The sequence below is a fragment of the Flavitalea antarctica genome, from assembly GCF_054461535.1.
In genome coordinates this window covers 1-22,492 of record NZ_JBTLQG010000045.1, presented here as the reverse complement: position 1 = coordinate 22,492, position 22,492 = coordinate 1, and the positions used below count along the sequence as shown (strand labels likewise).

General features: G+C 43.7%; 28 protein-coding genes. 20 read left to right on the top strand and 8 right to left on the bottom strand.

The features are described 5' to 3' along the window. The first annotated feature begins 58 nt into the window (after positions 1 to 58). The 10 genes from ACX0G7_RS24665 to ACX0G7_RS24620 all read left to right on the top strand — a co-directional run bounded on the left by ACX0G7_RS24665 (position 59) and on the right by ACX0G7_RS24620 (position 5,692). Positions 59 to 499, top strand: coding sequence for a carboxymuconolactone decarboxylase family protein (locus ACX0G7_RS24665; RefSeq protein WP_458926203.1), 441 nt, complete (start codon positions 59 to 61; stop codon positions 497 to 499). A gap of 346 nt (positions 500 to 845) precedes the next feature. After that, positions 846 to 1,238, top strand: a complete 393-nt coding sequence (locus ACX0G7_RS24660; protein ID WP_458926202.1) for a ribosomal maturation YjgA family protein — start codon at positions 846 to 848, stop codon at positions 1,236 to 1,238. 42 nt (positions 1,239 to 1,280) lie between these two features. Beyond that, complete coding sequence (locus ACX0G7_RS24655) at positions 1,281 to 1,742, top strand: GyrI-like domain-containing protein (RefSeq protein ID WP_458926201.1); 462 nt, start codon at positions 1,281 to 1,283, stop codon at positions 1,740 to 1,742. 62 nt (positions 1,743 to 1,804) lie between these two features. Continuing rightward, entirely contained in the window at positions 1,805 to 2,221 is a 417-nt protein-coding gene (locus tag ACX0G7_RS24650) for a VOC family protein (RefSeq protein ID WP_458926200.1), read from the top strand. Positions 2,222 to 2,239: 18 nt separating this feature from the next. Continuing rightward, positions 2,240 to 3,397, top strand: a complete 1,158-nt coding sequence (locus ACX0G7_RS24645; RefSeq protein WP_458926199.1) for an NAD(P)/FAD-dependent oxidoreductase — start codon at positions 2,240 to 2,242, stop codon at positions 3,395 to 3,397. A gap of 26 nt (positions 3,398 to 3,423) precedes the next feature. Next, positions 3,424 to 3,840 (top strand): VOC family protein, encoded by a 417-nt coding sequence (locus tag ACX0G7_RS24640; RefSeq protein ID WP_458926198.1) that lies wholly within the window; start codon positions 3,424 to 3,426, stop codon positions 3,838 to 3,840. Positions 3,841 to 3,860: 20 nt separating this feature from the next. Further along, positions 3,861 to 4,271 carry a VOC family protein gene (locus ACX0G7_RS24635; RefSeq protein WP_458926197.1) on the top strand — a complete coding sequence of 137 codons (411 nt, stop codon included), beginning with the start codon at positions 3,861 to 3,863 and terminating at the stop codon, positions 4,269 to 4,271. A gap of 150 nt (positions 4,272 to 4,421) precedes the next feature. Then, positions 4,422 to 4,949 carry a VOC family protein gene (locus tag ACX0G7_RS24630; RefSeq protein WP_458926196.1) on the top strand — a complete coding sequence of 176 codons (528 nt, stop codon included), beginning with the start codon at positions 4,422 to 4,424 and terminating at the stop codon, positions 4,947 to 4,949. A 15-nt stretch (positions 4,950 to 4,964) separates the two neighbouring features. Further along, positions 4,965 to 5,309, top strand: coding sequence for a TfoX/Sxy family protein (locus tag ACX0G7_RS24625; RefSeq protein ID WP_458926195.1), 345 nt, complete (start codon positions 4,965 to 4,967; stop codon positions 5,307 to 5,309). A 2-nt stretch (positions 5,310 to 5,311) separates the two neighbouring features. Next, the gene (locus ACX0G7_RS24620; RefSeq protein ID WP_458926194.1) at positions 5,312 to 5,692 is read left to right on the top strand and encodes a hypothetical protein; all 381 of its coding nucleotides are present in this window, start codon (positions 5,312 to 5,314) and stop codon (positions 5,690 to 5,692) included. Here the strand turns inward: ACX0G7_RS24620 and ACX0G7_RS24615 are convergent. Further along, positions 5,675 to 6,919 carry a DUF418 domain-containing protein gene (locus ACX0G7_RS24615; RefSeq protein WP_458926193.1) on the bottom strand — a complete coding sequence of 415 codons (1,245 nt, stop codon included), beginning with the start codon at positions 6,917 to 6,919 and terminating at the stop codon, positions 5,675 to 5,677. The two genes, ACX0G7_RS24620 and ACX0G7_RS24615, sit on opposite strands and share 18 nt — an antisense overlap. Positions 6,920 to 7,165: 246 nt before the next feature. Here ACX0G7_RS24615 and ACX0G7_RS24610 point away from each other — a divergent pair, with 246 nt between their 5' ends. The 6 genes from ACX0G7_RS24610 (at position 7,166) to ACX0G7_RS24585 (ending at position 11,602) form a co-directional block, all read left to right on the top strand. After that, positions 7,166 to 7,702 (top strand): DoxX family protein, encoded by a 537-nt coding sequence (locus ACX0G7_RS24610; RefSeq protein WP_458926192.1) that lies wholly within the window; start codon positions 7,166 to 7,168, stop codon positions 7,700 to 7,702. Between the two features lie 244 nt (positions 7,703 to 7,946). Continuing rightward, entirely contained in the window at positions 7,947 to 8,147 is a 201-nt protein-coding gene (locus ACX0G7_RS24605) for a dodecin family protein (protein WP_458926191.1), read from the top strand. Positions 8,148 to 8,400: 253 nt separating this feature from the next. After that, positions 8,401 to 8,925, top strand: a complete 525-nt coding sequence (locus ACX0G7_RS24600) for a DUF6933 domain-containing protein (RefSeq protein WP_458926190.1) — start codon at positions 8,401 to 8,403, stop codon at positions 8,923 to 8,925. A 45-nt stretch (positions 8,926 to 8,970) separates the two neighbouring features. Beyond that, on the top strand, positions 8,971 to 9,561 hold the full coding sequence (locus ACX0G7_RS24595; protein WP_458926189.1) for a 2OG-Fe(II) oxygenase: 591 nt from the start codon (positions 8,971 to 8,973) through the stop codon (positions 9,559 to 9,561). A gap of 118 nt (positions 9,562 to 9,679) precedes the next feature. Further along, the gene (locus tag ACX0G7_RS24590) at positions 9,680 to 10,681 is read left to right on the top strand and encodes an FAD:protein FMN transferase (protein WP_458926188.1); all 1,002 of its coding nucleotides are present in this window, start codon (positions 9,680 to 9,682) and stop codon (positions 10,679 to 10,681) included. A 63-nt stretch (positions 10,682 to 10,744) separates the two neighbouring features. Then, positions 10,745 to 11,602: a diacylglycerol/lipid kinase family protein gene (locus tag ACX0G7_RS24585; protein ID WP_458926187.1), complete on the top strand. Its 858-nt coding sequence runs from the start codon at positions 10,745 to 10,747 to the stop codon at positions 11,600 to 11,602. A 202-nt stretch (positions 11,603 to 11,804) separates the two neighbouring features. Here the strand turns inward: ACX0G7_RS24585 and ACX0G7_RS24580 are convergent, their stop codons facing one another. The 7 genes from ACX0G7_RS24580 to rpsF all read right to left on the bottom strand — a co-directional run bounded on the left by ACX0G7_RS24580 (position 11,805) and on the right by rpsF (position 17,037). Next, entirely contained in the window at positions 11,805 to 12,674 is an 870-nt protein-coding gene (locus ACX0G7_RS24580) for a universal stress protein (RefSeq protein ID WP_458926186.1), read from the bottom strand. A 32-nt stretch (positions 12,675 to 12,706) separates the two neighbouring features. Then, a complete protein-coding gene (locus ACX0G7_RS24575; RefSeq protein WP_458926185.1) occupies positions 12,707 to 14,083 on the bottom strand; it encodes a glycosyltransferase in 1,377 nt (458 codons plus the stop codon). Positions 14,084 to 14,842: 759 nt separating this feature from the next. Beyond that, complete coding sequence (locus tag ACX0G7_RS24570) at positions 14,843 to 15,223, bottom strand: RNA recognition motif domain-containing protein (RefSeq protein WP_458926184.1); 381 nt, start codon at positions 15,221 to 15,223, stop codon at positions 14,843 to 14,845. A 204-nt stretch (positions 15,224 to 15,427) separates the two neighbouring features. Continuing rightward, entirely contained in the window at positions 15,428 to 15,847 is a 420-nt protein-coding gene (locus tag ACX0G7_RS24565; RefSeq protein WP_458926183.1) for a hypothetical protein, read from the bottom strand. Between the two features lie 113 nt (positions 15,848 to 15,960). Continuing rightward, entirely contained in the window at positions 15,961 to 16,407 is a 447-nt protein-coding gene (gene rplI, locus ACX0G7_RS24560) for a 50S ribosomal protein L9 (RefSeq protein ID WP_458926182.1), read from the bottom strand. 6 nt (positions 16,408 to 16,413) lie between these two features. Continuing rightward, positions 16,414 to 16,680 carry a 30S ribosomal protein S18 gene (rpsR, locus tag ACX0G7_RS24555; RefSeq protein ID WP_458926181.1) on the bottom strand — a complete coding sequence of 89 codons (267 nt, stop codon included), beginning with the start codon at positions 16,678 to 16,680 and terminating at the stop codon, positions 16,414 to 16,416. A 3-nt stretch (positions 16,681 to 16,683) separates the two neighbouring features. Then, on the bottom strand, positions 16,684 to 17,037 hold the full coding sequence (gene rpsF, locus ACX0G7_RS24550) for a 30S ribosomal protein S6 (RefSeq protein ID WP_458926180.1): 354 nt from the start codon (positions 17,035 to 17,037) through the stop codon (positions 16,684 to 16,686). Positions 17,038 to 17,223: 186 nt separating this feature from the next. On the opposite strand from rpsF, the gene htpG reads away from it, so the two are divergent. The 4 genes from htpG (at position 17,224) to ACX0G7_RS24530 (ending at position 22,408) form a co-directional block, all read left to right on the top strand. Further along, complete coding sequence (htpG, locus tag ACX0G7_RS24545) at positions 17,224 to 19,077, top strand: molecular chaperone HtpG (RefSeq protein ID WP_458926179.1); 1,854 nt, start codon at positions 17,224 to 17,226, stop codon at positions 19,075 to 19,077. Positions 19,078 to 20,229: 1,152 nt separating this feature from the next. Next, positions 20,230 to 20,709 carry a hypothetical protein gene (locus ACX0G7_RS24540; protein ID WP_458926178.1) on the top strand — a complete coding sequence of 160 codons (480 nt, stop codon included), beginning with the start codon at positions 20,230 to 20,232 and terminating at the stop codon, positions 20,707 to 20,709. 854 nt (positions 20,710 to 21,563) lie between these two features. Continuing rightward, positions 21,564 to 21,989: a hypothetical protein gene (locus ACX0G7_RS24535; protein ID WP_458926177.1), complete on the top strand. Its 426-nt coding sequence runs from the start codon at positions 21,564 to 21,566 to the stop codon at positions 21,987 to 21,989. A 188-nt stretch (positions 21,990 to 22,177) separates the two neighbouring features. Beyond that, positions 22,178 to 22,408, top strand: a complete 231-nt coding sequence (locus tag ACX0G7_RS24530; protein ID WP_458926176.1) for a DUF433 domain-containing protein — start codon at positions 22,178 to 22,180, stop codon at positions 22,406 to 22,408. The last annotated feature ends 84 nt before the right edge of the window (positions 22,409 to 22,492 follow it).

Here is a 22,492-nt window from a genome sequence, read left to right as displayed (position 1 = left end):
ACCAGTTTAAGAAAATCGTTATTCCCACCTGTTAGCTTTGTTCCATTAAATAAAATAAATGGAAACAAGAGTAAACATCGAAAAGACAAAACCCGAAGCATACAAAACTATGTTCGGGTTATCAATGGCCATCAGTAAATCTGCACTTTCGCCTATTCAGAAGCAATTGATCAAGGTCCGGGCATCGCAGATCAATTCGTGTGCTTTTTGCATTAACATGCATACGAAGGAGGCGTTAAAATCCGGCGAAACCCAACAGCGGTTATTTCTGCTTAGTGCCTGGAAAGAGACCACCATTTTTTCAGAGGAAGAAAAGGCACTGTTGGCAATGACGGAAGAAGTGACATTGATCCATAGAAATGGTTTGTCGGATAGCACTTACCAACAGGCAAGGCAGTTTTTCAGCGAGGAAAGAATAGCTGAAATTATCCTGTCGATCGTTATGATAAACGCCTGGAACAGGATTGCCGTAAGTACTCACACCCCGATTACGGAATGATACCAGCACGACAAAGAAACTGAATGATGATCCCGCCTTTCATCATCATCACATTTTGCGCGGGCCGGGTTAAAGCAAAAAATACGAATGGGACAGCCGGTGGTTGTCCTTTTTCATTGGCAATGGATTACCCGTTTATTTTTTAGGCAGCGGATTACTTCTTTTTATATTAGATAGCGGATTACTCTTTTTTTTGTTAGGAACGGATTACTCCTTTTCATTAGGCAGTGACTTATTACAACTTTTGTGTAAGTTAGTCTCACAATACCTCAACCCTTTCCTCCTGCAGAAAGCGACCGGTGAACGATGGTTGGCCTGGTTGAGGGTTGGTTTAACGCTTATGCTCATGCGCAAATTTAACGGAAGGTACCTGTTCCTTGCACTCTTCCTCCTGGTTGTGGAAATTCTTATTGCATTGTATGTCAATGACCGGATAATAAGGCCGTATATCGGCGACTTCCTGGTCGTGATCATGCTGTACTGTTTTGTGAGGGCTTTTTTTGACATCAGTGTTATGAAGGCAGCACTCGCGGTCTTGTTGTTTGCATACCTGATCGAATTCCTGCAGTATGTGGATATAATTGGGTTTCTCAGCCTGAGAAAATCCAGGGTGGCAAATGTCGTTTTAGGGAATTATTTTGAGTGGATCGATATGTTAGCATACACGGCTGGAATTGTGGCGGTCCTTTTAGTCGAAAGACTGAAGCAGCCGGCTACAGCCGCGGGAGCAAATTCTTAGCCAGCGGGCCGGAATATTGTCAGTATATTTATAAACACATATATGAACACAGTCAAAATGGATGAGATCAATTTGATTGGCCTGGCACTTAAGGGAAAAACGACCAATGCAAAAGGCCAGTCTGCCATTGACTGTGGAAACATGTGGCAGCAATTTGAAAAGGAAGGATACCAGCAAAAAATCCCCGGTAAAATAAGTGAGGAAATATTCGCGGTTTACCACCAGTATGAAGGTGACTGGACCCAGCCGTATACTTACTTTATCGGGTGCAAGGTTGAGCCAGGCACCACTGTGCCGGAGGATCTCACCGGCTTAAAGTTACCTGCCGGTGCTTACCACCAGGTAAGGGCAAAAGGGCGGATGCCGGATTGTGTGGCTAATGCCTGGAGAGAGATTTGGAGGTCCGATATCCCCAGGAAATACACTGCAGATTTTGAAGTTTACGATGAGCGCAGCAGGGACTGGAGTAATGCAGAAGTAGATATCTTTATTGCCATCGATTAACATTCCTTCCAATTGTCCTATGGCCATCCAGGCGCCTCATTACATTAATCAAAGCAATTGTTATGATTAACGGTCAACAGGTTATTCCGATGCTTTCTTATGAAGATGGAGTAGTGGCTATGGATTGGTTATGTCGTGTATTTGGTTTCACGGAGAAAACAAAAATGGTGGACGAGAACGGGATGCTGGCGCACGGTGAAATCTCGATCGGCGATGAAATAATTATGTTGGCAACCCCGGGGCCAGATTACCAAAGTCCGAAACATCGTCGTGAAATTTGTAAGGAAACAGCGCAGTTTTACAAGGTTCCTTATATCATCAACGGGATCCTGGTATTGGTAGATGATATTGAAAAACACTATGAGCATTCAAACAATAATGGGGCGGTGATCCTTTCCCCATTAGAAAGCGGTGGACCAGGTTTGCGCTACAGGGCAGAGGACCTGGAGGGTCAACGCTGGATGTTTCTTCAACGATAAAACAACAAACAACATAACATGAAACTACGCGTGATCGTTCTTGGTGCCGGCTTCGGTGGCCTTGAACTAAGCACAATCCTTTCTGAAAAGTTTGGAGATAACCTTGATCTTACGCTGATCGATAAAAACGACTCATTTTTCTTCGGCTTTTCGAAATTCGATGTAATGTTTGGGCACAAAACCCCTGAGCAGGTGAGACTCTATTATTCGGAAATAGTAAAGCCAGGAATCAGGTTTGTGCAGGATGCGATTACCGCCATTGATCCTCTCGCCAAAAAAGTTACCACGCTGAATGGAGCATTTGCAGGAGATGTGCTGGTGATTGCACTCGGTGCAGATTATGATATGAATGCAACACCTGGTCTCAACGAAGGTGGGAACGAATTTTATTCTATGAAAGGGGCAGAACAATTAAGGGAAAGCCTACCTGCTTTCAAGGGCGGTAAAGTGATTGTTGGTGTTTGTTCGGCGCCCTTCAAGTGCCCGCCTGCACCCAGCGAAGCCGCGCTGTTGATGCATGATTACCTCGTTAAAAGAGGAATCAGGGATCAAAGTGAGATCAGCATCGTTATGCCCTTCGGCCTGCCGATCCCTCCTTCACCGGATACTTCGAAAGCACTGCTCATTGAATTTGCAGAACGTAATATCAAATTCATTCCTAAACATGTGGTAAAAGTGATCAAACCAGGAGACAAGATTGCGGTGCTTGATGACGGAACCGAAATGCCTTTTGATCTGTTTCTCGGTATACCAAAACACCGCGTTCCTGAAGTTGTAGAAAAAAGTGGTATGACCGTAAACGGATGGATCCCTGTTGATAAAACGAATCTTAAAACCCAATATCCCGGCGTTTATGCCATTGGTGATGTTAACAGTGTAGGCACGCCAAAAGCCGGTGTTTTTGCTGAAGGTGCCGGTAAGGTAGCTGCGGCATCCATCATCGCTGAATATGAAAACGGATTGCAACCCGCGCCTTATGCAGGCAATGGCACCTGCTATATCGAGTTTGGTGATGGTCGTGTTGGAAAAGTGAACGTAGACTTTTTCTCAGGTCCCGCACCATCCGGCACATATACAGAGGCTAGCGCTGAGTTGATGGCCGACAAAGCATATTTCGGATCATCCCGCGCAGCCCGTTGGTTTGATCAACAGCCGGTTTCCGCGCCCGCAAACTAGTTTTTACAACCCTTAAAAATAAAGTTATGATAACAGCCTATTTAAATTTTGACGGAAACACCGAGGAGGTTTTCAATTTTTATAAAGCTGCTTTCGGCTCGGACAATTTATCCATCCAACGTTTTGGAGACACCCCCCATGGCGACAACATGCCTGATGATGGCAAAAAAAAGGTGATGCATGCCCGGTTGGAAGCTCCGAATGGCGTTGTGTTAATGGGGAGCGACTATATGGATTTTTCAGGCAAACCCTTTGTTGCCGGAAATAATTTTTCTTTATCGCTTCAACCTTCAAGTGAAGCGGAAGCCGACGATTTGTTCAGGAAACTTTCCGAAGGTGGAACCGTAACCATGCCTATGGACAAAGTATTCTGGGGTGCTTATTTTGGAATGTTTACAGACAAGTACGGGATCCAGTGGCTGATCAATTACGAGTATAAATAAGTGGGTTATAAACATCATATATGGATCTCAGGATAAATCGCCTTCAACACATTGGTATTCCGATAACGGACATTGACAGATCGCGCTCCTTTTATGAGCGACTCGGTTTCATAGATGTGATGAGCTCCGTTTTTTTGCATGAAGCCAAACAGGGGAAGGTGTCCATGATGAAGCTTGGGGATATCATTATCGAATTGTACCAGATGCCTGAGCCGGAATTATCAAATATCAGGCAAAGGACTAACGGTCGTATCGATCATGTCGCCTTTGATGTCGATGATATTGATGAAACATTCCGGGTACTCAAGCAGGAAGGTTTTTTGATTCCTGAAAGTAAGCCGGTGTTTTTGGACTTCTGGCAGAGAGGCTGCAAATATTTTTATATTATCGGGCCGGATGGCGAAAGACTGGAGTTCTGCCAGATCTTATGACATTGGTTTATACAGATTTTATCGGTTAAGCCTATAGATCTTTGCGGGTAAAGCCAGCCTGTTTTCAAATTGGAGATCGCTCCCGGCGGGGCCAATGTTGTTAAATCAGAATCTAATCGAAATGTGCTGATCAGAATTAAAACGATTATTATGGAACAAACAAGACGAAAATGGTTATCAAAGATCGCCCTTGCATTTGCCGGCACCTTCCTGGCAGGATCAAAAACATTTGCTTTGACGGCAGGAGATAATCATCGTAAATTAACACCCGAATCATTGATCCCGATCACTCCAAAACACGACGTTATGAAGCCAGGTGCATTTTCAGTCAGTCTAAATGTAAAAGATCTGAAAGCCTCAAAGGAATTTTATGAGAAATTGGGTTTCGAGGCTTTTGGGGGCGACCTTCAAAAGAACTACCTGATCATGAAAAACGGTAATGCCCTCATCGGCCTGTTCCATGGTATGTTTGAAAAAACGATCCTGACTTTTAACCCGGGCTGGGATGAAAATGCAAAAAAGGTGGAAAAGTTTGATGATGTCAGGGCGATCCAGAAAAGCCTGAAAAGCAAAGGCGTTCCGTTACTGACAGAAGCTGATGAAAAAACCACAGGACCTGCGAGCCTTATGCTGGTGGACCCGGATGGAAACCAGATACTTTTTGATCAACATGTTTAATACCTGGATTCGTTTATGGCTTACGACGAAAAACTGGCAAACAGGATACGTGTTGCGCTTGCTGATCTGCCAAAGCTGGAAGAAAAAAAAATGTTCGGCGGTCTGGCATTCATGGTAAATGGTAAAATGTGCATCAACGTTGGAAGCAACCGGATTATGTGCCGCATTGATCCCCGGCTTCATGACGAAGCCTTATCAAAAAACGGCACCCGCACAGTGATGATGAAAGGACGCGAGTACCGCGGTTTTGTTCATGTCGACGAGGCTCAGACAAAAACAAAAAAGGAGTTGGATTACTGGATAGAATTATGCCTCGATTATAATAAACATGCGAAATCTTCAAAGAAAAAACAAAGCTGATTGTGGAAGTTTATAATATTTATTTTGATGCCGACATAAACTGCGTGGTAATGGAATGGAACGGCTATGCTACCAGTGCACAGTTCAAGGAAGGAACCGAATTAATGCTCAACACATTGATCAAACACAACGCAACCAGGGTGCTTGCCAATATCAAAGACATGGTGCTTATTGGCAAAGAGGACCAGGAATGGCTGGACATGCATTTCCTGCCACGAGCCACTACATTTGGCTTTCAAACGCTGGCCATCATCAAACCGGACCATTATTTTAATAAAGTTGCCGTCGAAAGTATATCTTATAAAGTTGATAAGAATAAACTCGCGATCAACATCTTTGACAATATCGATGAGGCAAAAAATTGGTTAATTAGTGGTACCTGATCTTTTTTTAATAAAGGGTTGTGACTTCCCATAAGTGAGTGTTCTCCACAACCATTCCATGGGGCCGAAATGAAAATGCCTTATCCAGATATGGCTGTAAATTACCTGTACTGTATAAATGACTACAGCCATCAAGGACAGTTTTGCCGGGGGTACCTTCGCATAAAGTCCAAGGCCATAGCTCATAAAAATAGACACACAGATAACCGATTGCATCAGGTAATTGGTCAATGCAAGCTGGCCCACCGGTGCGAACACATTTAATACTTTTTTCCAACGGTGGTTTTCATACAAAAGCGCAATAGCCGAGGCATAAAACAGGCAAAGGGCCGGTACTCCGTATGCATAGACCAGGGGTTGAATAATTCCCATTGGCTCAAGATTGTAATATGCATCTGTAGTCATCATATTTGCCAGTATGATATTACATGGTATACCAATGACGGCTCCCCAGATCATAACCTTGCGAATCAAAGGCCGGTTTGATACCACATTTGCATAGAGCATGTTTTTGGAAATATAGAGCCCAACCAGGAACATAGCGAGTACCCTGAAGAATCTACCGGTGAAAAAAAGATCGGGGTACCTGCCAAAGATCAGGCCGCCGACGTTGTTCATAACGATATCAACAAACGACCCGGCCTGGTATGTTTTGATCAGGATGTCGAAAAAGCTGGGTCCTTCTGATGGTGGCTGTACAACTGGTGCCGGCGGATTCGCAAGATTCATTCCCCAGAACACAGCGTATTGGATCACCGGTAACAAAAGCAAAACGAAGGAGCTGCGTAACAGGAACTTATTGGAGGCGTTGCGAAAAAGGATAAGCAAAAAACCTGTCAGCGCGTAGACTGTAAGAATATCGCCAACATATAAAAATATGGCGTGTAGCAGGCCGAACACAAACATGATGAGCAATCTTCGCCGGAAACGTGCAGTGAAGTTGACGTCAAAGGCTGCGGCTCTTTTCATCTGTAAAGCGAAGCCGATCCCGAAAAGCATAGAAAACAGGGAGTAGAATTTTCCATCGATCAGGAAATGCTCCACCCACTCAACTATATGATCCGCCCGCGTCAGGCCAAGTGCTTCCCGGCTCTTTCCGACCAGGAAAAAGAATCCGGAATGGGTCGCCATATTGGCAAACAACACACCCATCAGGGCAAAGCCGCGAAGTACGTCTAGCAGGCGGTGTCTTTCGGTAATTGATGTTGGTTGGAGGATCTCGTTCATTTATCAGTAGGGTTTAGTTTTATGAACACGGAGCCTGGTCGGTTTAACACGTATAACTTATACGGGGCCGGTCAGTTCTGAATTTGCCGGGGTCTTTCTGGTTTCGGGAGATCTTCTAAGTTCTGTAAATTATTGATACGAATGGATTGCTTTTAGTCAATTAATGTTACCAGCGCACCGGCTGTTTGAGAAAATGATGTTGCAGGACTATAGTTGTCTCAGAAAATGATGTTCCCGGATGAATTTATGACTAACTTGATATCAGCAAACCTCCATCTGCCGGAGTCCGAAAACATACAAACCCGCGCAATGATCATCAACGAGTCAAATAACAAAACGTCAAAGATTCAAAACGGGTTCAGGATCGTTCTTGGGCTGTTCATGACGTTTGCCGGTATTGGTCACATGAGCTTCCAAAGGAAGGAATTTTTAGCCCAGGTACCGAGGTGGCTGCCTGATAGTGCGTCTTTTATGGATTTTGTAGTCATTGCTTCCGGGATCGTTGAGATAGGGCTGGGTTTAGCCATGATATTTCTTACCAGGCATAAAATTAAAGTGGGGCTCCTGCTGGCGTTGTTTTTTGTCCTCATTTTCCCCGGTAACATTTCTCAGTATACGAACGGCATCGATGCTTTCGGTCTTGACACCGACCGTAAAAGGCTGATCAGGCTATTCTTTCAGCCGGTCCTGATCCTGTGGGCGCTATGGTCAACCGGGGCTTTGTCGTGGTTGATCAACAGGGGTAGGCAGCGGTGTGAGACGAGCTTGCCGGGAAGGTCCTGAGGTTTGCTAACAAAAGAATTTCAACAAAGCGAACGCACAGTCACATCCATCTTCCGTACCTTTAGCCTGCAGCGGTTACAGGTCTTCCATGTCTTTGCTCTCCCATTTCTTCCGGCCGTAGTTGCTTCATCATCTATCTTCCCTGGAAACATTGCTTATAAAGTATTCTCCACTTTTAAACCCTACCGGCAACCTGCTTCACCACTATCTCAACAAATATTGTAAACAAAAAAAACGAATGAGTATGCCAATTGTAAAAGTTATTGAAGTTATCGCTTCGTCAGAAAAAGGTATTGATGATGCTATTCAACAAGCAGTCGCTGAAGCATCAAAAACAGTGAGGAATATTGATTCGGTGTATGTCCAGGACATCAAGGCCCATGTGAAAGATGGCAAAGTGACGACCTATGGTTGCAATTGCAAAATTTCTTTCCGGCTAGACTAGGTTTATTACCAATGCGGGATCGAGCCGCTAAAAAAAGTTCAACCCGGTTACCAAAATTAACCGGGTTTTACAAAAGTTAAACCGGTTACCAAAAGGATCAACCCAGGCAATTACCGGGTTGATCTTTTTGTGAGAACCTGAGAAACTTATTAATGATCAACATTGCATTGATGGCTTTGTAACTATATGCGTAGGGTGATAAAATTGTATTTTGTGTATTTCTGACAATTGACGCTAATTAGTAACAATTCAAATGATACATATTTTTTGTTCAAACAAGCTCAGGTTGTTTATCGGGAAAGAGGCGATCGTTGAAATGAATGATCCGGGACCCATTCATCCACTGAGTAAATGGAATGCAGATCTGTTCAACCATAAGCACCGGAAATGTATCTTGTTTACCAATAAGCTCACCTTATTCTGCGTAGTACGCCAGAACATCCTGAAAAAAGACCTGAAGGACCTGTCTGCATTTTTTATCAACGCCTTGCGTTCCCAGCTCGAAGAAGAAAATGTTTTCAATAACCCCGATGTAACGGAATGGTTTCATCAAAATCAACAGGTGGAGTATCATTCAACAGATAACGACCGGAAAGTTATCGGTTCAATGAATGATTTTCTGGGCAATATCGCCACTTACTATGTAAACGATCATTTTGTTAAGCCCCTGACTGATACCTATATCGCCAGGATGACAAATAAAATTCCTATGGGATTGCTTCGCTATAAACGGCCGGAGCAGGCGTTAAGTGCATTCAGGAATGATGCTGAAGTTTAAGTCCTATCTTCACCCGAAACACAAGTCACTCTCTCAACTAACTTATTGGAAAAGATCTTCAACACCCTCATCAGCAGCTTCATAGAAAACAAAATAGGAATCGCCGAAAACTTTTTAAACAAATCACTTGCGTTTCATCTCAGGCAAAACCTCGTTGGTCTTCACAGCAACAAGAGTATGCAACCTGGCGGAATGGGCGCGGCAGCCAGAGTCAGGCATAATGATCTCTTCAGGAATGATGTTATTTACTGGCTCGATCGTAAGCATAATGATGTACATGAAAACAGTTTTTTTGACCTGATGGATGCATTTATCATCTACCTGAATGAAAGCTGCTACACCGGTATTACCAGCTATGAATTTCATTATACCATGTATGAGGAGGGAAGTTTTTATAAAAAACATATCGACCAGTTCCAGGGAAATGACAGCAGGAAATATTCCATGATCATGTATTTGAATGATGAATGGCAACCGGGTGATGGTGGTGAGCTAAGGATCCATCACGAAAACCACATGGAGAATATATCACCCAACAACGGCAAAAGCGTATTTTTCAGAAGCAGCGAGCTCCCACATGAGGTATTGCTCAGCAACAGGCAACGCATGAGCATTACAGGCTGGTTGAAGTGCTAAGCGCTGCCCGTTTTGTCTGATTGCCAACGAACATTAGCTAGGTGACAGACCCGTGTATCAACAGCCGTTGGTCACGGTGTTATTTGGATGCAAGTTCCGTTCCGCTTAATTTTACCACGTGACCAGATTTGTATTATTTGTTATTCTCTGTTCGGGTTTTTCATTTCGTTCATTAGAAGTGCAACGTATCCAGATAAACGGCAGGGCGCAGGGAACAACCTACAGCATTACGTATTACGCAAATGACTCCTTAGTAAAAAAAGCAACGATTGACAGCCTGCTTAATCGTCTTGATGAATCCTTATCCATTTACAAAGCAGGCTCGCTGATCAACAGGTGGAACGCTTCTCCAACGGGTTTGCCAATTGACAACCACCTGCAGAACGTTGTTTCCAAAGCGCTCGACATTTCCAAAGAAACGGGTGGCCGGTTTGATATCACGGTATTGCCGCTTACAGAGGCCTGGGGTTTTGGAGCAAAGCCCGACGAATCGGTTCCCACAAAAAAAGAAATAAAGAAGTTATTGAAATGCGTGGGCAGCCGGCACCTGCAGTTGCAGGGTGACGTGTTAAAAAAGGACAAGGCCTGTGTAATGATCGATGTCAACGGCATTGCGCAGGGTTATTCAGTAGATATGCTGGCTGACCTTCTCGACGCTTATGGCATTACTGATTATGTTGTAGAACTGGGCGGAGAGATCAGGGTAAAGGGCCGCAAACCAGGAAATGAAAAGATGAAACTGGGCATCGAGTCACCGGTTCGTGGTGAGCGCGACCAGGGCATGATGCAAAGCGTGCTGGTGATTGACAGCGGTGCCATCACTACTTCAGGCAACTACCGGAGATATTATGAAAGCAAGGGAAAAAAGATCTCCCATCTCTTTGATCCACGGACCGGCTATAGCATCAGCAACGAACTCATAGCGGTTACAGTATTCGCGAAAGATGCTATCACCGCCGATGCTTATGACAATGCCCTGATGGTTATGGGGCTCAGGGATGCGCTGCAATTTGTTGAAGGCAAACCATCACTTGCAGCGTATTTTATTTACCGCGACAAGGATGGCGCGGTCCGGGACACATCCAGCAGTCGCTTTGCCGGTTTGTTCTTTAGAAATTAGCTTAGCGTTTCCGTTATTACCAACAAACTACTATCTTCCTGCAGCCGTATGATGGCTTAATACATGTCTGAAATCTCCGTTGCTATTTTTATTAATCCTACTGCACGCACTGCCAGATACCGTTCCATCGAAAAAGAGATCACCGACTTCCTGTTAATCGAAAAAGCAACTTATACTGTTTATAACAGATCCTGGCCGGAGCAACTTGATCACTTCACCGATCTATTTGTGGTGGGTGGAGATGGTACCCTTAATCATTTTCTGAACAGTTATCCCGACACAAAGATTCCTATCTCTTTGTTTAAGGCAGGCACGGGGAATGATTTTCAATGGAAACTTTCGGGGTACAGAAGCCTGGCTGAGCAGCTTAACACAGCTATCCATGGCGTTCCGCTTGCGGTTGATGCAGGCATCTGCAACGGACGTTATTTTATTAATGGTGTAGGTATCGGTTTCGATGGTGCGGTTGTTATGGACTTCATCAATTCCAGGAAATGGTTGCAGGGAAATCTTGCTTATTACTGGGCAGTGATAAAAACCCTGTCGGCTTACCGGTCAAAGCAGCTGCGTATCAATATAAACAACGGGAATGAGCAGGTGGTTGCCAGGTGTTTTATGATAACGGTTGCCAATGGGTCACGATTCGGCGGCAACTTTATGGTGGCACCACAGTCATCCCTAACCGATAACCAGCTTGACCTGGTCATCATCGGGGCCGTGAATGTTTTACGAAGATACTTCTACCTGCCACGAATGAAAAAAGGCAGACATCTCAGCCTGCCTTTTGTAAAGACTTTAAAAGTTCAATCTGTATCTGTTTCAGCAGAGAAACCAATTGCTGCCCATCTTGACGGGGAACTTATGGTGTCTCAACAGTTCGACATACATATCCTGCCCGGCCATTTCTTTTTTCGCTGTTGACTTTTCTTACTTAAAATTGGTGTATCAATTTTCTCGATTGTCAACTGGCTTCAAAATGTTTGAGGCATAAATCTGCTTTACTAATAACCAACGGCCTCTAAAATGTCTCAGGAATTAATCTGTATTTATCAACAGCAAACCGGCTTCAAAATATCTCAGAGTTAGTCTGTATTCATCATTAGCCAACCGCCTCTGCAATCTCTCAGGGATTAATCAACGTTTTATTCTCAACATTTTTATCGACAGTGATCACCGGGATCTTTGAATCATAAGACAGCAATTTCCTGGTTAACCTGTTCCAGAATCCGGGCATAATAAACTCTGTCAAAGGATTTGCCATGATCAGATCTGCGTTGATCCTTTTTGAAAACTCCAGCGTTGATTTTGCCAGGTTTTTACCTTCCAGCATAAAACATTGAACGGGTATGGTGGACAGGCTCTGCACTATTTCGAGCGCTTTGTTAAGTATAGTTTCGCTGGTGTTGTCGTCCTTTCTCAGGCTCACCAGGTAAACGGTCGAACGGTATGACCTGGCCATCATAGTGGCCAGTTGCAGGCGGCGCACAGGTATCTCGCTGGTTAATGGTAACACGATCTTTTTGAAATGACTCACAAGTCCGCTGGAGCGGATAGCCATCACAGGTACATTTGTTTTGCGCGCGAGGTTGCTGATTGACACCGAAGAAAGCACCCGGTGAACCAGGTTAAATTTCGACAGGCCGACCACGACCAGGTCCATTTGATATTGTTCGATATATTTTGCAAGCTGTTCGCTCTTGATGCCTTGCAGCAGGCTTATTTCGATGTTGCCACCGCCGCAGATATGGTGCCGGTATGTATCTCGCATTGCCTCCAGTTTTACCCTGGCATTTTCTGCATCTATCGCCATGTCATACGGAAATATACTACCGGCCTCGATGGGGATATAAGGGAAAAGCTGGCTGCTCACTACATGAACGAGGTGAATATTACAGTTGAAGTTATTTGCCAGGTCAATGGCCTTGCTGATGGCCCATTTACTTTTGACAGTAAAGTCTACCGGGACTAGGATGTTGTAGAAAGTTTTTGGCATTGGACGATAGATTTAGTGGTGATCAATGGATTTTATGACAGGCTCAATAACTCCTGGAAACTCGGCTCCTGTATATTACGAAAAGCAATTGTATTTAGCAACTCATCCTGGCTGCAAAACGCCACTCCTTTGCCGGCATGTCCCACCATGCAACGATCATCGGTGTTGTCGCCTGCAACAATGCAGTTCTTCAGGGGTACGTTATACTTTTCACAAGCGTACTGAAGCGCATTGGTCTTGCAGTAGGCATGACCACAGATGCTTTCAGGTGAGCCAAAAAAGTAGGAAGGAAGATTCACTTCCCCGGTTGCAAGCCCGTCAAAAAATTCAAGCTGATTCGCATAGGAGAAATCGGCCCCGATCTTCTGCCGGACGTAATTGGTGATCAATGCATAGCTGTGACTGATGATTCCGGTGATATATCCTTTTTTCTTCAGTTCCTTGACCACTTCGCGGATATCTTCCACCATGGCAATTTGTCCGGCAACATGTAACAGCTCATCCATTGTTCTTCCCTTAAGTAAAAGAGCAATTCTTTTTGTCAGGATGATGGGATCCTTTTCTTTACTTCTCAGGTCCTCCAGTTTAGCGGTGAAGCCATAGATCCTTGCGCATTCATCGATAAACCTTCCCCTCAATATAGTATCGTCCATCACCCAGACCACCATTTTATGGAACCCTGACAGCTTCTCCCGGAGGATCTTGTTCATCTCCCGGTTGATGGTTTCCACGGAATGAATTTCTTCTTCGTTGATCTGCCCTGATTGTCTTCGCTGGCTTCGTGAAATGATGGCTTTGGAAACTTCCTTGCTCATCTTGCCCAGCGCTTCCCAGGGTTTGCTTTTATTTTCGATATAGCCGATGTTAACCTCTTTGATCCTGGCCTGCATCAGGTACATGTCTATCAGGATCCCGATGTCAACCCCGTAATCGTTGAAAAAGTCTATTTTATCAAAGAACGATTTCTTGCCTGCGATCATCCCGCTGAGGGGCTGCGTAAACCCGGAAAGCCCCGGGTAAAAAAGGGTCAGCAGCGGTTTGGCGACCAGTTCAGTTACACGGCCCGCATTACGCGCAAAGGTGCCCTTGATAAAATCCGCCTGGTCATCCAGCAATGGTTGCGCAAGGTCAGTAATCGTATTTTCAGGATATGGATCAATGTCACCATCAAGAAAAATAAGTAATTCGTTGGAGCTGACCTTAATTCCATCCTTCATCGAGATCCCTTTGCCGCGCACCTGGCTTATGATAACGGTGGCGCCTGCATTGCGGGCTATTTCAACCGTATTATCTTCCGATTTATCATCTACCACAATCACTTCGGTCACGAGGCTGTTTTTTAGGCAGAAGGTGACCACATTATGAATAGTCTTTTCTTCGTTTAGGACCGGGATGATCACTGTTAGCATAATCTCAACCAAATTTTTTTCGACGCTCGCAAAAATGTTTACCGGTCAGCAAATCTTTCGAACATTAAATCGAAAAATTCAGACACAAAACATGTAAACGTAAACAGTGTTGTTTGTTGACAAACGGCAAAAGGAAAAACAAACAACAGGTCAGTAAAATTTAAATCCGGTCGAATATGCCGTTGAATTCTTCGGGCATTGCCATGGGGCAGTGCCGGGAAAGCCAGGTTAACCTTTAACCACTCGTTGCATTATAAACAGATCGATCATTGATTTATGATGCAAGCGATTGTAACAAACAAACAACGCTTCTAAACCAGTCCAATTGCCAAAACCTTGTCAAAACCGATGGAAAGCGGGAATAAAATATCCCGGAAAGTAAAATTCAGGTTTTACATATATGCAAATGCTATGCCTATCATTGTGTTAGGAGCCATTTTTCGATAAATTCTTCCGTCCTGAACTCGTCTTTCGCCTGATACTCTCAACACCGGTAAGATCGAATTTAAATCAAAAATCTAAGGTAAATGGGTATTAAATGTATATTAAATCGGCCATTCAAATTGGTCAAAATGTATATATAACTAATTGGAGGAGAATATTGTGGTCCAGGGCAGTTTTTTGAGCGAAAAAGTGAGAAGTTGTCATGTGCACCGTTAAAACCATCTCAGAAATCCAGAGTAATCTGTAAGTTTCTACAAATAAAAAATCCTTTCTCATGAGAGAAAGGATTTTGAAACAAAGATGTATCGTTGAAGATTAATAATCCCTGTTATAGCCCCCGCCGCCACCGCCGCGGTTAAAGCCACCTTTTTTATAACCGCCGCCGCCGCCGCTGTTACCGCCGCCGCCGCCACCGAAGCTTCTTTTCTTGAATCCACCGCCGCCACCACCTTGTGGTTTCGGTTGAGCTTCGTTAACGATGATTTTCCTACCCAATACTTCTGAGTCGTAGAGGCTGCTCAATGCATTTTGAGCTTCAGTGTCTTCAGGCATTTCTACGAAACCGAAGCCTTTGCTGCGTCCGCTTACTTTGTCCTTAACAATCTTTGCTGATGTAACTGAACCGTACTGTTCAAAAAGGGTTCTCAAGTCCTCGTCGGTCATCTGCCAGGAGAGGTTCCCTACGTAAATGTTCATTGTAACTAAAAATTTAAAATGTTCTGAAATCCGACAATGACAGTAGTTACACTTGAACTGAGGAAACCAGGAATCAGGTAAGGTTTGCAGAACACGAGAACTAAGTCCATTAATCAGAACCGAAGATATAGAATAATTTTATCAATACAACAAAATTATGTTTGCTCCAAATCTCCGGGCGGAAAAAAATATCGTGTTTGTGTTTTAGAAAAATAAATGACTCAGAACATCACTCGCAGCGCTGGTTTTAGGCTTAAGTGATAACATGTTTTTGAACTGGTTTGCAGTCAAAACCGTCTTCAATGTGCTGAACAGTTTGTCCTTTATACCCCCGAATTTCGTCGCATAACCAGCCGGGTTGGAGGTCGCCTGGTCGATGATCCCCGATTTTGACTGCAGGAAGCTGGTAACGGCGTCCAATACCTTTGGGGACTGGGTTTCGTCCAGCGACAATTTTGGCTTTAAAACACCCAGGATGCTGGAAGCGGTCTCAGCAACATCGCCGATGGGTAAAACGCCTGCTACCTGGCCGGCTTTTTTCGCCGTTTCGGGCAGGGACTGAGCATTCACGGAAATGGTACTAAGCGTGATGGCACTCATCAACAGAAAGAATAGTCTTTTCATACAAATGGTTTTAGTGAAGAAAAGATGTTTCCGTATTCCGAGCAAAGATCAGGCTAGAGTTAAATAAAAAAACCCACGACAAAGTCATGGGTTTTCAAAATTATGAAGAAGGATTATTCGCCTGCTACTTCGAATTCGAGTTCGGTTGAGTTACCGTTTGCGAAATCGATGGTTGCTTTATAAGTTCCCAGTTCTTTAACTTCTTCTGCAATGGTTATTTTCCTGCGATCGATCTCATATCCTTTCTGCTCGCGGATTGCACGGCTGATCTGCAGTGCCGTGATGCTACCGAAGATCTTGCCACTTGTTCCTGTTTTGGCAGTAAGTTTAACGGGACCGTCTTTCAACTTCGCGATAACGAGGTTGATTTCAGCCAGCATTTTATCTTCCTTTTTCTTCAGTTGCTTCAGCTTCTCATCCAACTGTTTGCGGTTAGATGGATTTGCTTCGATTGCAAACTTCTGGGGAATGAGGAAATTACGGCCATAGCCATTACGAACCTTCACCACTTCATGAGCGGCTCCCAGGTTATCAACATCTTTTATTAAGATTACTTCCATGTTAGCTTACTTTAAAAGGTCAGTGACATAAGGTAGTAAAGCCATCTGGCGCGCTTTCTTAACCGCCTGGGCAACTTTACGCTGGTACTTCAGAGAGTTACCAGTAATGCGCCTTGGCAGCATCTTCCCTTGTTCGTTAATAAATTTCTTTAAGAACTCTGCATCTTTGTAATCGATGTACTTGATGCCCATTTTCTTGAAACGGCAGTACTTCTTTTTCGGTTTCTCGGTTTTGATAGCCGTGAGGTACTTGATCTCATTAGGTTTTGCCATGACTTATGCCTCCGTTTTTTCTGGTGCTGAAGTTACACCACTTCTCTTTCTACCATTGTACTCGACGGCGTATTTATCGAGCACAGTGAACATGTGACGCATCACATTGTCGTCACGCAGAAGCTGAATTTTCAGCTTCTCATTGAAGTCGGTTGGCGCAGAATATTCCATAACCCAATATAAACCAGTGGTTTTCTTGGCAATGGGATACGCCAGTGATTTTAGTCCCCAGGGGTTCTCGTGCGTAACTTCGCCACCGTTATCCTTGATAAAAGTGGTGAATTTTTTCTGAGACGCTTTGAATTCGTCGTCAGACAGCACAGGGGTAAAAATCACCATCAATTCGTAGTTGTTCATTTCCCTGTTTTTGGTTAATTAATAATTTTTGATAATTCGGGCTGCAAAGGTAAGGTTCTGCGGCCACATGGCAAAGTGATTGTTGATATTTCCCGGCCTGGCCAGCCTCCAATTCCGATCCGGACAGGTTGGCAGAAAATGAGGAATGGCACCTTCTTTGGGAGGTCAACCTAAAATAATACACCCATGCAAAAAGGAAATATTCGCGTCGAAACGGAGAACATCTTTCCGATAATTAAAAAATTTCTTTACAGTGACCACGAAATTTTTCTGAGGGAATTGATCAGTAACGCGGTGGATGCCACCCAAAAACTGAAAACACTGAGTACCCTCGGCGAAGTTAAAGGCGAAATCGGGGACGACCTGAGCATTGAAGTTAAACTCGATACGGAAAACAAAACCATCACCATTTCTGATAAGGGTGTCGGAATGACCGGCGAAGAAGTTGAGAAATACATCAACCAGGTAGCTTTCAGCGGTGCAGAAGAATTCGTCAATAAGTACAAGGGACAGAATGAAAACGCCATCATTGGTAAATTCGGTCTTGGTTTTTACTCAGCCTTTATGGTGAGTGATAATGTGGAGGTGATTACAAAATCATTTAAGGCGGATTCAACAGCCGTAAGATGGCAGTGCGATGGAAGTCCGAGCTACACCATCGAAGAAACCACGAAGGAAACCCGCGGTACAGATATCGTCCTTCATATAAATGAAGAAAGCAAAGAATTTCTTGATAAGGACCGGATCAAAGGTATCCTCAAACGTTTTTGCCGCTTCCTGCCGGTGCCTATCATGTTTGAAGGCGAGCAGATCAATATCACCAACCCGGCCTGGACCAGGAAACCATCTGAGTTAACTGCCGAAAATTACCAGGAGTTTTACAAGCAGCTCTATCCCTATAATGAGCCGCCGTTATTCTGGATTCATCTGAACGTGGACTATCCTTTCAATCTTACCGGTATCCTGTATTTCCCGAAGATCAAACAGAGCTACGAAATTCAGAAAGATAAGATCCAGTTATATTCAAACCAGGTATTTGTTACTGAAGAAGTAAAAGACATCGTTCCTGAATTCCTGATGTTATTACAGGGTGTGATCGACAGCCCCGATATTCCATTGAACGTGAGCCGGAGCTACTTGCAGGGTGATCCGAATGTAAAAAAGATCAACAATCATATCACGAAAAAAGTAGCCGATAAACTGGAAGAAATTTTCAACAAGGACCGCAAGGAATTTGAAGATAAATGGGACAGCCTGGGACTGTTTGTGAAATATGGTATGATGACGGACGATAAGTTCTTCGACAGGGCAAACAAGTTTCACATCTTCTCCGATGTCGATAAACAAAGGTTCTATACGCTGGAAGAATATCGCACTGAATCAAGCGCGTTACAGACAAATAAAGAGGGTCAGCTTGTAATATTATATTCTACTGATCCTGTTCAGCAGGACAGTTATGTTCAGGCAGCAAAACAAAAAGGTTATAAAGTAGTATCGCTTGATACCATTGTTGATGCGAGCTTTATCAACACGATGGAATCCAAATGGGAGAAGGTTCATTTTGTGAGAGTGGATGCCGACATTGCTGATAACCTGATCGACAAACAGGAGTCAACCGCTTCTGTGCTGAGCAAAGAAGAAGAGGACAAACTAAAAGCAATTTTCGAAGAGCAGAAAGGGGAGCTCCATGCTACGGTAGAGGTGAAGGGGTTAAGTCCTGATACACCGCCGGTGCTTGCGACACGTCCTGAGTTTATGCGGAGGATGAAAGATATGGCGGCATTAAGCGGGCCTATGGGAAGTTTTTATGCAAACATGCCGGACGAGGTAACGCTGACGGTCAATGGTAATCACCCGATCTACCAGCAGATCCTTGGTGAAGCTGATAAAGAAAAGCAGGATAAGGTGGTGCGTAACCTGGCAGATCTTGCCTTGTTATCTCAGGGGCTGTTGAAAGGAAATAACCTGACCTCATTTATCAACCGGAGTGTTGAATTAATGGGCACGAATAAAGCAAAGGCTGAGGCTGCGGAAGCCTAAGGCGGCAGTTTACCTTCTCAAAGGCCATCCCGCAAATGCGGGGTGGCCTTTGTTACTTGTATCCGCCACGATTGGCCGTCCAATACCAGCACAAGGGTTGCATCCTTGGGAGCAGCGGTGTAAAAACAACTCTTATAACATGCTCATAAAAATATTTCCCGAAACACTTGACAATGGCATAATTAGCAGTATTTTATGCTCTAATTCGCTGCCTTGTTGAACAACTTCGATGGGACTGGCATGGCGAAGCCATTGTAAAAAAAGCCTGTGAATCCAGGTTTAAACAGCATCGAGTAGATAAGTATCGCGCACCCGAAGTACGCGATATTCGACCCAGGGGCGCCTATCCACATTTCTTTATCACCGAAGCTAATTTGAATTGGTTCGGGTTTCCTCAATTCCATTAGGGTAAGAGGCAGGAAACCTTCGGTTTCAATAAAATACTACGAAGTTTATATACGTCACTGCAATGACGTATAATTAATAGTTAGCCAACATTGCCGATGATCGCTAGAGTCGTGAGTATGCCCGCAGTTGTGCCAGTCCGGACGTCGAAGGGAAGGCTACTGCATCAAAATTATTACAGAGAAATAAACGATAAATTATGAGTGCCAGGTGAGCCGTGCGCTTCGGCGTGGTAAGGTTGTTTGCCAAAGCCGAAGCGCGCGGCTCACCCAGCAAAGTTAGCGGGTAAATTTTTAAATGTCGGTGATCGGGGGACGTATTAACATCGTGAACTCGTGGTATTTTCACCGTATCCAACCCAACGACAAAGGTTAATTAAGTAGGAACGTATTTGTCCGTCCTGGCCAGGAAAAATAACTTCGTCAATCGGATATTGACAAAATTATTTTTCCTTCACAACTGCTTAGCTGTTGCTGATCATCGGCAACGTCGGCTAACGCGGTATTGCCAAAAGCGGCCCGGTACATTCATGATATTTACAATTACTTCTGGGCCGCCTTCGGCAATACCCATCACGTTGTATGCAACCTAAACCGACGGCCTGAATATTAAGGAGCAACGAAAATGATAATGCAATGGTTAGATTTATTGTTTACAATTCTCCACATAGTATTACTATCGACGGTATATGCAAGCCTTGTATTACTCATTGTTTATTTGCTTTCAAAAAAAACACAAAATCACTGGTTGAAAAAGAGAATGAACCACAAGTTTAGAAACTGGTTACTACTTCATTTTCTCATTTCTGTCTGCTTGTTTTTCTATTCCTTTTCATATTGGCAAGACACAGGTTTAGGTGAAAATCCATCAATTCCAATCGGCTACGGTCAACGCATTTATAGTCCTGACTTCGCTTGGACAGAATTTTATCCTGATTTAACCAAAACCGAATTGAATAAGGATGAATTACAAATTGAAAATTTCATAATTAAAGACAATATACTTTGTGCAGAAGTTTCGCATCAAAAAACAAACAGCCCTAATTATGACTTTATTGTCTGTGACTTACCAAATAAGATAAATAAGACTTTTATGACGGAAACTGAATATGCTGAGTACGCAAAGGACAATAGGCTTCCTATGAAAAGTGAGTTCTCTGATTTCAAAACACATTACAAAGAGTATTTTGAAAAACAACCCAAGTGGAAAAATTGGCTATTCCCGTAGCTTGGCTGCATACAACATGGTATTGGCAAAATCGGGCGGCGAATACCATGGCATACAAAACACCAAGTTGTTGCCCGCCTTCGCCAATACTTCCACGTTGTGCGTCATCCTAGTTTCGCAATGCGCTTAATTGGATACATATCATTGGTGACTGTTTTTCTAAGCATGATTTCGTGTGAAAGAATAAAGGGTAAGGGCCATGCAATTGCTGTTAATGCGAAGGAAAGGCTTGAAGCAAAGAGAGATGCTGCAGTCGATAGGCTAATTCCACACTTCGACAGTTACAACCCAGACACAGAGTATAACAAAAAAAGGTTTACCGATTTCTTTGGCTTTAAGCCAACGCATGATGTATCGGATCTTTACTGCTATAACGATCAAATAGGGATTGATTCGAAGTTTCAATTTTCGTTTAAATGCGATACCGCGACAATAGTTAGAATAATCAAAAACCTGGAATTGTCCCCTGAGCGAACACCCAATAATACAAGCAGCGGACTTTGGACAAGCTTCAAGTGGTGGGAGATCGAAAAGATAAAAACCTTGGTTCCGTACAGTTATATTATGGGAAATAAATATTATCGATATCTGTGGTTTCACGAATCGTCTCGAACTGCTTTTTATCTTGATTTTGACATGTAAGCAACAGATTAAGGTGGCGACATGCAACGATAAGGAGTAAACTGTCTTTAAAAGGGTAGACTCCTGTGTTCGCCGCACGAACGCACAACATGGTATTGGCAAAAGCGGGCGGCACATACCATGGCAAACAAAACATCAAGCTGTGCCCGCCTTCGCCAATACTTCCACGTTATGGGCAATGCCAGGGTTTCAATTGTTGAAGTCATTTAATTATGATCCAATCAAAATACATACTTGATATACTGGACTTAACATTTGATGGTTTAGAATATGAAGATTTGTTGCGGAAACAAGTTCCGTTTCTTTCTATAAAACATGAAGAACATACGGGAATTGGACTTTTTATCTCCTTTCTCTTCGAACCCGGTATTGAACCCTATAGAACCCCCACGGATAAAATATTCAATACAGACATTGACGGAAATAGGACTGAGATGTTAAATGGTGTTGAAATTATTAATCAAGAGTTAAACGTCCTTGCAGACGCAACGGTTCATTTGACAAATGGGACTATAGACTGCATTGAGATATTTAACAAAAATGGCGAAGTATATCCATCTAGCGAACTGCAAGCCTACGAGTTAACCCGAGCCTGGGTGGATGTTGGTATGGGAAGGTCGATAAAACGACACCAGTAGTGATTGTTGCAAGCACTGCCCATAACATGGTATTGGCAAAAGCGGGCCGCCAGTTACATGTGGAATAAAACAGTAAGCTATGCCCGCCTTCGCCAATACTTCCACGTTAGCGGTAAGCTACTTGCCGTAGACCGAATCGGGAAGCGAACAAATTTTTGTATCTTAGACTACAAGAGAAATTCAGGAAAATGAAATATGGTCCAATAAATATCGATCCGGAGGTTTTGGGAGGGACGCCAGTTTTCACCGGTACGCGCGTGCCTATCCAAACGATCTTTGACTACCTGGAAGGTGGTGACGATGTAAACGAATTCTTAGATGATTTTCCGAGCGTTTCAAAAGAGTCTGCGCTTGAGGTATTAGAGATGGCAAAGAAATCATTGACAACTGAAAAGATGCTCGATGAGAATTTTGCTTGATGAGAATTTACCCAAAAAATTGCAGGCGGACTTTGGAAAGGATTTAGAAGTTAAGACAGTTCGCGATATGGGTTGGCTTGGAAA